Source organism: Candidatus Woesearchaeota archaeon (assembly GCA_018303425.1).
Taxonomy (GTDB): Archaea; Nanobdellota; Nanobdellia; order Woesearchaeales; family JAGVYF01; genus JAGVYF01.
In genome coordinates, this window is the sequence record JAGVYF010000018.1 from 1 (window position 1) to 7,512 (window position 7,512).

Below are 7,512 nucleotides of genomic sequence, written 5' to 3' on the forward strand. Positions count from 1 at the left end.
GAAAAATTATCATAATCATACTTACTTAAAAGATTGATTACCTGGCCATTTTCACCAGCTCTTGCAGTCCTGCCAATTCTATGAATATAGTCAGTCGCATCAAAAGGCAAATCATAATTAAATATATGCGTTACATTATCAATATGCAAACCGCGCGCAGCAATATCTGTGCATACAAGAACACCCCTATTAGCATCATTAAACATTTTAATCATGCCAGAACGTTTGTTTTGTGATAACCCCCCGTGGATGGCTAAAGCCCTTACTTTGTTCAATCTTAAGTTTTGAGTTACAAAATCAGTATTTTTTCGGGTATTGCAAAAAACCATAGAAAGACCAGCTTCTTGGTCATTTAATAATTTCAATAATAATGCAATTTTAAAATTTTTAGGCACTTGGTAATATGCCTGCTTTAATTTTTTAGGGTCAACATATTTAACAGCTGAAACTGATTTAGGCTGCTTCATATATTTATCAGCCAATCTTTTAACTTTAGGGGGCATTGTTGCAGAAAAAAATAAAGTTTGCCTGTTTTTTGAACACTGCCTAATTATTTTTTCAACATCTAATATAAATCCCATATCAAACATCCTGTCTGCTTCGTCAAGGACCAATATTTTAATGCCGGATAAATCTAAATTATTTCTTTGTAAGTGATCTAATAATCTGCCTGGAGTAGCTACTACTACATCTGCTCTTGATAAATCTGCAACCTGCGGGGTATATGATACACCCCCAAAAATTGTAATAATTTTTAAACGTTTATATGAAAAAGATTTTAATGATTCCTTAACTTGTTGAGCAAGTTCTCTAGTGGGGGTTAAAACCAGCGCTTGTATACCGGCCTGAGGTTCCACTTTTTCAACAATGCCTGAACCAAAAGCTAAAGTTTTACCTGAACCTGTAGCCGATTCACCAATAACATCTTTACCTTCAATAATCAAAGGTATTGATTTTTCTTGAATGGAAGTAGGCTTGGTAATACCAAGATCTTCTATTTTAATCAATAAATTATTACTTAATCCAAATTCTTTAAATTCAGTCATTTTTTAAATAATATAGCAATTGTTTAGAAAAAGCGAAATGCGTTAACAAATGCTCTCTCTGACTATATGTTTTATTATATATTATAGAATAAAGGGGGGTATATAAGGATTGCGGTTTAGTTTAGTTTGGTTTAGAAATTTTTAATGTATTTAATAAAACTGTAAAATTAAAATTGTGATTGAATGTTATAATCTAAACTATAAATAATTATAAACCAATTATTATTGGGTTAGTCAGATGTCAACGCGCCAGTTTTCAAATAGATGGAGCAATCCGTTGTTTCCACCTGATAAAATCTCCGAAATAAGAAGCATACAAATTGAATTGGAAAAAAAAGGAATAAAGACATTTGCAACACATATCGGCGCACCTGTTCCTCGAATTGAAAATTATTTTCCTGCGCTTTATGAAAAGACAAATAAAATTCTCGAAAAGCTAACATTAAGCTATGGAAATTTACAGGGGGAGCAAGAACTAAGAGAAGCTTATTCTGCTTTAAGAACCAATGTCTCTTCAAAAAATGTTGTAGTTAACGATGGGGGCGCTTCAAAAAGCATCGGTAACGTTTTACAGTTAATAGTTGATACAAATAAAACTGAAGTTGTAAGACCTGAACCTGGATGGGTAGTATACGACTTTATTATTAATAGCCAATCGGGTTTAGCAGTGCCGGTTAAATTTTTTGATGATTCAGGCAATTTTACTGCTGAAAATCTTGAAACTAAAGTAAACAAGAACACGGCGGCTATACTTGTAACAACACCAGACAATCCTACTGGAAGAGTGATTAATCAAGAAGATTATGAAAAAATTGAAAAAATCGCTGCAAAAAACGATACGTGGATTATACTTGACGAAGTTTACTGGCATCTTAATTTTACTGGCCAAATTAAAGAGTTAATAACTAACTATGAACAAACTATAAGGCTTGACTCTACATCTAAATGGCCAGCTGCCCCGGGCATTGGACTTGGAATTATGATTACACAAGATAATGATTATATAAAAAATAAGTATGGTGTCAGTGCCCTTGAAGCATTAACAAGGATTAATCGAGGGCAAGGCACAATTAGAAAGCCATCACAAGCAATGGCTCTTGCAATATTTAACGAATTAAATGAAAACCCTGATTTGTTGTCGAAAATCACAGAATCACAAAATAAAAGAAGGAATGCTGTACTTGAAGATTTAAAAATCCCTTTATCTGAAATTGGCTGGAAATTATTGGGAAATTTAGATGGCGCAATATATGCATGTTTTGAGACTGGAATAAATAATCCAGAATACGCTAAAACATTTTTACAAAAAACTGGAATTGCGCCAGTCCCATGGGGGAGTGGCTTAATTAGGCTTTGTTATGGGGCAGTAAGTTTAGAAGAGATTAAAGATATGTCCCAAATAATAAAACATAAAAAGGATGAACTCCAGAATATGTATAATGATTTCAGAAAAAATTAAACAAGAATTAAATAATCTTGCATGCAAAAAAAACGCAGAAATTTATTCTAATTTTTTTAAAAGCAGAAAAGGAGAATATGGGGAAGGTGACAAGTTTATCGGCGTAACTGTACCAGAACAAAGAAAGATTGCTAAAAAATACATGCATGCCCCATTAATGGATTTGGTTGAACTAGTTTCTAGCGGCATACATGAACACAGATTAACAGGATTTATTATTTTAACATATCAATTTGAAAAATATCCTGAACAGCGCAAAAATATATTTAATTTTTATGTCAAGTATCATAAATATGCAAATAACTGGGACATTATTGATGTTACTGCTCCGCGCATAATTGGACAATACCTGCTTGATAACAATAAAAGTTTATTGTACAAATACGCCAAATCTAAAAATATGTGGGAAAAAAGAATTTCAATTGTTTCCACAATGGCATTTATTTATAATAATAAATTTGATGATACGATTAAAATTTCTGAAATACTTTTACATGATAAACACGATTTAATACATAAAGCAGTTGGTTGGATGTTGAGGGAAACCGGTAAGCGAGATGTTAAAGTTCTTGAAACATTTTTAAAAAAATATTCACGGGTTATGCCCAGAACCATGCTGCGTTATTCTATTGAAAAATTTAGTAAAGAGATGAGAAAAGAGTATCTAATGAAATAGCTTATTCAACTCCGCGTTCAAAATGCCCTTTTGTAAAACCTTTGCTTATTTTCTTATCTTCAAAATCTATGCCTTTGATAATCTTTTGATAAACTTTAACAAAACGAGTAACATCTTTTGATAAATCCAGATAAAAATAATTAATATTTTCATTAATACAATCCTGCACTTTGCTGAATAGTCCCAATTGTTTAGAATTTAATATTTCAGTGCAACCATTATATTCCCTCACTTTAAAGTGTCTGCCCTCATCGTCAACCAGTTCAGGGGCTTTAAGTTTTTGTTTTGAAGTCATAACTACAATATTTCCATGTGCATGCAAAATAAAATTTTTGTTCCGGAACTCTTTAAGGTCATCAAAACACAACTCCGGTGATATAATAGGCAAACCGCCATAGCTTGCCAAATCAAGATCATTAAAGCAGTTAAATGAATAATCTAAATGCAATTGATACTTTTTTAAGAAGGGCAATAATCCTTTATTACCGACTAGTACCCCCGCAGGATTTACTTTTTTGATTTTTTTAACAATTTCTTTTATCTGCGCATCAGACAAAATCCTTGGTGTGAAAACAAAAAATTCGGCATTTTTAATTAATGATTTTACTTGTTCACAGTCCTCTTTCAAAATATCATAATAAATAACATGCGCTTTTGCTTTATCAGCTTCAATTGCAAAATTCTTATTATAAACCTTAACAAAAAGTTTGGGGGAATCCACGTTTTTATTTAATTCAACATATGGTAAAATAATTTTACGTTTCTTTGTTTTTGATATAAGATGAGGAATCTCTTCGCCAAGTTCTGCAGTTAATTCATTTGAAGCTTTTTTATAAATAGGAACTTTATCCATAATTAAATCATTTATTTTTACTATATCTCCTGGAAAAGCAAACTTTACAGATTTATAACCGTTTTTCATATTTTTTACAACATGTTCATTAAAATCATTATTTTGCCAAATATTTATAGTGTCCCCCTTATTTAGTCCATGCTTAAGCTTAATTTCTCCATTGACCAACTGCCCCAAAAATAGTCCTCTGTTAGAAGACATTCTGGAGTCAATAATATTTTCTTCAAAACCAAGTCCAGAAGTAAATTCTCTATTAAATGCAAGTTTAAGAAGGTCTATATCAGATTCTTCAATTTTAAAATCCCCTTTATAATATAAATCAATATATTTCCGATAAATTTTTGCAACAGTTGCAACATATAAAGGACTACGCATCCTGCCCTCAATCTTAAATGTTGAAACCCCTGCTTTAATTAAAACCGGCAACTGTTCAAGAGCGCAAAGGTCCATCGTACTTATTGAATATTTATTGTTGTACCTTTTCCTGCAAGGTTGAGCGCATCTCCCCCTGTTAGCGCTTCTGCCTCCGACAACTGAAGAAAATAAACATTGCCCGCTATATGAAAAACATAAAGCGCCATGCACAAATATCTCTGTCTTGTATTCTTTAGAAAAATGTTTAATTTCAGGCAAAGAAAATTCCCTCGGCAAAATTATTCTCTCAACGTTTTTAGGCACTGAAAAAGTATTAGTGATAGTTGCCTGCGTGGACATATGTATGAGCATTGAAGGAAAATTTGTTTTAATTGCGGGAATAAACGCTGAATCCTGAATAATAACCCCGTCCACTCTTGCAGAATATGCTATATTCATCTGTTCAAAATATTCATAAAGTTCATGGTTCTTTACAAGCGTGTTAAAGGTAACGTAAACTTTAACTTTATGTTTATGACAATATTCAACAGCGCTCCTAATATTTTCTTCATTAAAATTTTTAGCAAGGGTTCTAGCCCCAAATTTGGTTAAGCCTAGATAAACTGCATCAGCACCATTGTTCACTGCAGCTCTCAAACAGGCATTATTTCCTGCAGGTAATAGTAATTCTACTTTGTTCATATCGGAATGATAAAATTAAAGGTTTATAAGGTTAAGTGAAAATTTTACTTTTTATTCCCATCTTCCAGATCTTTTACAACTTTTTTAAAAGCTTCAATCTGCCTATCTGTAAGATTATTAAACCTTAAATAACTAGATTTAATACTTCTTAAAAAAATGTTCTGCTTATAAAATTCTTCCGGAATGTTAAAAAGTTCTTTAAAATTAGGGTCCTCTATCTCTTGATCAAGCTCTTTCTTTTGGCAATCATAACAAACGATGAATTTATCGCTTTTAGATGAAATCACATATTTCTGTTTGCATCTGATGCATTTTTGTTTAAATTGAACTTTAGCCATTATATGTTTTAATTTTAAAATAAAGTTAACGTCGGTTCGTGTAATCTAAAATTCTATAAGCCAACCAAAGATTGCAAAATCTAATTAGATATAACACTTCACTGAAGGGCGTTAACTTTTAATAAGCAATGTTTTAAGCTTTAATTTTTTTATATGCAAGAGAGATAATGATTATTAATTCAACCAGGATCACAAACGGCCTAAATATTCTTGCCATATCTCCATAATAGATTGCAGTCCCGATAAAAATAGATAAAATGCCGCCAAGCATAAAACCTGTGCCTATCCATTCATTTAACTCGTTCTTTTTTAGAGGTAAATATATTGCTAATGAAATTGCAAATAAACCAAAAATTGAAGATAGTATAAAATAGACTAAATTGTGTTTTTGCATTGAATCTTCAAGTTCAAGAGAGCATAAATTGCATTCTGCAAGTATTGGGCAACCTTCACTATTATATTGATAATCAATATAACCCTTACATTTAGGCAATTCAACTGGTTCACATTCAGCAGGTTTTTCCTTAAAAGGAATTGTTCTTCCATATTCGTTGCAATAATCCTCATACCTTGGCTCCGGATAAACTGCATCAACAAAACTATGGACAAAAACCCCATAAAGGATACCTATAACAAAAATAATGAGAATCTTGCGAATATCTACCATAATTATAAAATAAGCCTATAATATAAAAAACTATCTATCAGATTAACAAAATGTAGTATACATAAATTATTGCACCCCTTTTTTTTAGAATATTAATCTAGATTAGATTAAATTAGAAATTAATAAGACCTATAATAATTTTAAATTATAAAAATACTTCAATCTATTTACAAAAACATATATACTGCACTACCATAATATTGATAAATACTAAAATTCATATAATTTTAATGGAAAAGAAATTTGAATTAATGTTACGTGCGCAATTCAAGATAACAAGTTTAAAATTTGAGGATTATGTAAAACCAGATAATAATCTTAATTGGCATAAATTAATTGATTACATTGTTACTGGAAAAAGAGTTAATCTTAAGTTATTTGAAAAAATTTTTGAAATAGGACTAAAATTAAGTAATACTGCTGAACAAAAAGATTTTTATGATGCTCTTAATTCTAATAAACCTTATGATAAATTTCAATCACCTCCCTTAATTTACGCAGTTAGAAATAATAATTACAAACTTGTTAATTTTCTGCTGAATATAGGTACAACAATGAGCGGGATTTTAGGTATAGATGTAAATATAGTAGGGTTAGATCGAAAAAACGCATTGTTTATAGCAATTGAAATAAATGATGTAGAAATGGTTAAACTTCTTCTTACCGCCAGTAATCTCTGGAATAACTATGGTTGTAGTAAGAGTTACACAACTCCATTAATAAAAGCATGTATGAATAACAATATAGAAATAGTCAAACTACTCTTAAAAAATCCGATTGTTGTAGATATAAATCAACAGGATCACTATCTTAAAACTGCATTAATGTATGCATGTACTTACAATAATCTAGAAATTGTTAAATTATTATTATCAAGTCCAAGATTAAATATAAATAGCCAAGATTTAGAGGGAAATACTGCATTAATTTGGGCAATGCAATATCGAAATATAAATATAGAAATTATTAGACTTTTAATCAATAGATTTGATACAGATATAAATCATATGAATCATAATAAAACAAATGCAATACTTTTGGCACTCCATCAGAAACGTAAAGACATATTTAAACTTCTTAGTGAACATAAAGGAGTATTACCTGGAAGGGATAGATATTACTATGTGACAAATAAGGATGGCAGTGAAACTATTATCCCAGTTACCTGGGAAAATATGGGAAAAATGTAAAATAACCTTTTTTTTAATAAAAAAGATATAACTAATTTTCTTCCAATTTTAAATTAAATGATGAAGTTTATGCAAAACATTTATATAATTTAAAATGAGCAAATGAGCATGAAAATCAAAACATTAATAATAATTATTTTATTATTTGTGTCATCAATATTATCCGGTTGCGAGAAAGGACCATACAAGCCAGAAGGTACTATTGGCGTTCAAGAATTATTAGAAAA

Annotated in this window: 7 protein-coding genes; 3 read left to right on the forward strand and 4 right to left on the reverse strand. The window is 30.5% G+C overall.

Going from position 1 to position 7,512, the window contains the following annotated elements; all coding sequences use genetic code 11:
* Nucleotides 1-1,046: DEAD/DEAH box helicase (locus tag J4418_02965; protein MBS3113016.1), on the reverse strand; the 1,046-nt coding region annotated here is incomplete at its 3' end.
* A gap of 238 nt (nucleotides 1,047-1,284) precedes the next feature.
* On the opposite strand from J4418_02965, the gene J4418_02970 reads away from it, so the two are divergent.
* Entirely contained in the window at nucleotides 1,285-2,505 is a 1,221-nt protein-coding gene (locus tag J4418_02970) for a pyridoxal phosphate-dependent aminotransferase (GenBank protein ID MBS3113017.1), read from the forward strand.
* Nucleotides 2,465-3,181 (forward strand): DNA alkylation repair protein, encoded by a 717-nt coding sequence (locus J4418_02975; protein MBS3113018.1) that lies wholly within the window; start codon nucleotides 2,465-2,467, stop codon nucleotides 3,179-3,181. Before J4418_02970 ends, J4418_02975 begins: the two co-directional genes overlap by 41 nt.
* A 1-nt stretch (nucleotide 3,182) precedes the next feature.
* On the opposite strand, the gene J4418_02980 is transcribed toward J4418_02975, so the two are convergent.
* From J4418_02980 to J4418_02990, 3 genes are all read right to left on the reverse strand, one after another.
* The gene (locus J4418_02980) at nucleotides 3,183-5,090 is read right to left on the reverse strand and encodes a U32 family peptidase (protein MBS3113019.1); all 1,908 of its coding nucleotides are present in this window, start codon (nucleotides 5,088-5,090) and stop codon (nucleotides 3,183-3,185) included.
* A gap of 44 nt (nucleotides 5,091-5,134) precedes the next feature.
* On the reverse strand, nucleotides 5,135-5,428 hold the full coding sequence (locus J4418_02985) for a hypothetical protein (protein ID MBS3113020.1): 294 nt from the start codon (nucleotides 5,426-5,428) through the stop codon (nucleotides 5,135-5,137).
* A gap of 133 nt (nucleotides 5,429-5,561) precedes the next feature.
* On the reverse strand, nucleotides 5,562-6,095 hold the full coding sequence (locus tag J4418_02990; protein MBS3113021.1) for a hypothetical protein: 534 nt from the start codon (nucleotides 6,093-6,095) through the stop codon (nucleotides 5,562-5,564).
* Between the two features lie 230 nt (nucleotides 6,096-6,325).
* On the opposite strand from J4418_02990, the gene J4418_02995 reads away from it, so the two are divergent.
* Nucleotides 6,326-7,285 (forward strand): ankyrin repeat domain-containing protein, encoded by a 960-nt coding sequence (locus tag J4418_02995; protein ID MBS3113022.1) that lies wholly within the window; start codon nucleotides 6,326-6,328, stop codon nucleotides 7,283-7,285.
* The last annotated feature ends 227 nt before the right edge of the window (nucleotides 7,286-7,512 follow it).